The organism is Sulfuriferula multivorans, from assembly GCF_003851125.1.
Taxonomy (GTDB): Bacteria; Pseudomonadota; Gammaproteobacteria; order Burkholderiales; family Sulfuriferulaceae; genus Sulfuriferula; species Sulfuriferula multivorans.
The window spans coordinates 1-1,745 of the sequence record NZ_BGOW01000060.1 but is presented as its reverse complement, the minus strand read 5'-3'; the positions used below and the strand labels follow the sequence as shown (position 1 = coordinate 1,745).

The window sequence follows — 1,745 nt, the reverse complement described above, 5'->3', positions numbered from 1 at the left end:
CCCATGTGGACACCACCGATCAGGGCTTCCACCAGGAGGCGCTGGTGCCCCTGTCTTCGGAAACCCACGCGGGCGAAGACGTGGCGATCTTTGCACGCGGTCCGAAAGCACACCTGTTTCACGGCGTGCAGGAACAGAACTATATTTTCCACGTGATGAAAGACGCGCTGGATCTGTAATCGGCCTGTCGTATCAGCGTGCTTTTTGGAGAGGCCATGGGTCTCTCCATTTTTATTTTTGAGGAATCTTTATGAGCCATCGTTTCATGTTCATGGCAGCATCGTTGCTTGCCTTTTCAACACTTGCCCAGTCCACCCTGGCCAGTGCCGCTCCCAAATACGAGGAGGTGGCTGCGCGTTACGTCACCACCACCTGCGCGATTCCTTGCGACAAGCCGCAGAATAGCAGCTGGTATTTCTGGCGTGGTGAAAACCGGGTGGAAATTCGTGACGGCTCCAGTGCAGTGGGTGAGATATGGCGGCGCGATGGCAAGGGTCGGCTCAATTTTGTCTATGTCGAACCGGCGCGCCAGCGCGGCATCGAATACAACGCGACCGATCTGCGCATCATCAACCACAAACGCCCGTGGGACAGATTGGCCAGCATCATTTCTCCGGCAGAGCTGAAAAAACTGAGTCCGGCAGGTGACGCAGAAGTTCTCGGCCACAAGGCGCAGCGCTATCGCGGAAAAATGGATCAACGCACCGTCGAAGTGGTATGGGTGCCGGATCTGCAACTGGCCACGCAGGTCATCAACACTTACCCGGATCATCAGGTGACGACCGAACTCGAATCGTTCCTGACCCAACAGGATGGGGTGATGGCAACCTCCGATGACCAGCTCGCCGAGTACGAACTGGTGGACTTCGCCGATCTGGGTGATATGGAGACCAACGCATCCATGGCCTGGCTGAAACAGGCGACCGCAGCGCCCGGGCATGAAACTCACGAGCACTGAACCGTAGCTTTCCGGTCGACCTCGACGCGCTGGGCTTATTTACCGGAACGCAGGCAGGTGCGTGATCCGGGGCCTGTCTGTTTCGCAGATGACTTCGGGTTGATGCAGTGGCTGCAATATCGACCAGTGTGTTGACGTTGCCCTGGACAAATTTCGCAGGGGGCAATTTATTTGGGTGTAACCGGCAGTTGGCCTGGCGCAGCTGTCACTGGTGCAGCACCCGGCACTGGCGGAATAGCGGGGGCCGGAACGGCTTGCGTCGGCGCATAGACAAACTGCCAGTCCAGATAGCTGCCTTTTCCCGCGAAGTCCTGATCGGCCTTGTCGAAGTTGCCGGTCTTGATCGGCGTCCCATCGGAACGGCTATACACCCCCATGATGGTGCCGCCCGGGCCAGGCACTACCCCCCATTTCTTGCTGGCCGTGAATGGATCAATATAGATTTTGCGCAAATAGCGCGTCAGGCTGACCTGGCGCTTGTCTTCGAGCAGATCGTCCAGCTTTTTCGGATACTGCTTGACCGCACCCGGCGTGCGTTCGTAATACAGCCCGATCGCGCGCCGGAACGCATCGCCGGCGTAGAGCAGTTCCTGCTCCTTGTCGCGTTGCGCCAGCGTGTGCCAGACCATCGCGGTGGACGCCAGCACCGCCCCCATGATCGCCACCATGAACAACAGCACCAGATACGTGAAGCCGCGCTGATGCATGCTTCACCAGCCCGAATACGGCGTGCCGTCGCGGCCGTTGCCGGGTGCGCCGCTGTGCAGATCGTACACACCGCCCTGAT

3 protein-coding genes are annotated in these 1,745 nt (G+C 58.7%); 2 read left to right on the top strand and 1 reads right to left on the bottom strand.

Features of this window, described 5'->3' with window-relative positions; genetic code table 11:
• Positions 1–5: 5 nt before the first annotated feature.
• Positions 6–179, top strand: coding sequence for an alkaline phosphatase (locus EI185_RS17415; protein WP_223247919.1), 174 nt, complete (start codon positions 6–8; stop codon positions 177–179).
• Between the two features lie 71 nt (positions 180–250).
• Positions 251–958, top strand: coding sequence for a hypothetical protein (locus EI185_RS17410; RefSeq protein WP_124706415.1), 708 nt, complete (start codon positions 251–253; stop codon positions 956–958).
• A gap of 167 nt (positions 959–1,125) precedes the next feature.
• On the opposite strand, the gene EI185_RS17405 is transcribed toward EI185_RS17410, so the two are convergent.
• Positions 1,126–1,665, bottom strand: a complete 540-nt coding sequence (locus EI185_RS17405; protein WP_189836456.1) for a type II secretion system protein — start codon at positions 1,663–1,665, stop codon at positions 1,126–1,128.
• Between the last annotated feature and the right edge of the window lie 80 nt (positions 1,666–1,745).

Coding starts and splice junctions, on each gene's coding strand:
- EI185_RS17410 (WP_124706415.1), top strand. CDS start 251: ATGAGCCATCGTTTCATGTTCATGGCAGCATCGTTGCTTGCCTTTTCA.
- EI185_RS17405 (WP_189836456.1), bottom strand. CDS start 1,665: ATGCATCAGCGCGGCTTCACGTATCTGGTGCTGTTGTTCATGGTGGCG.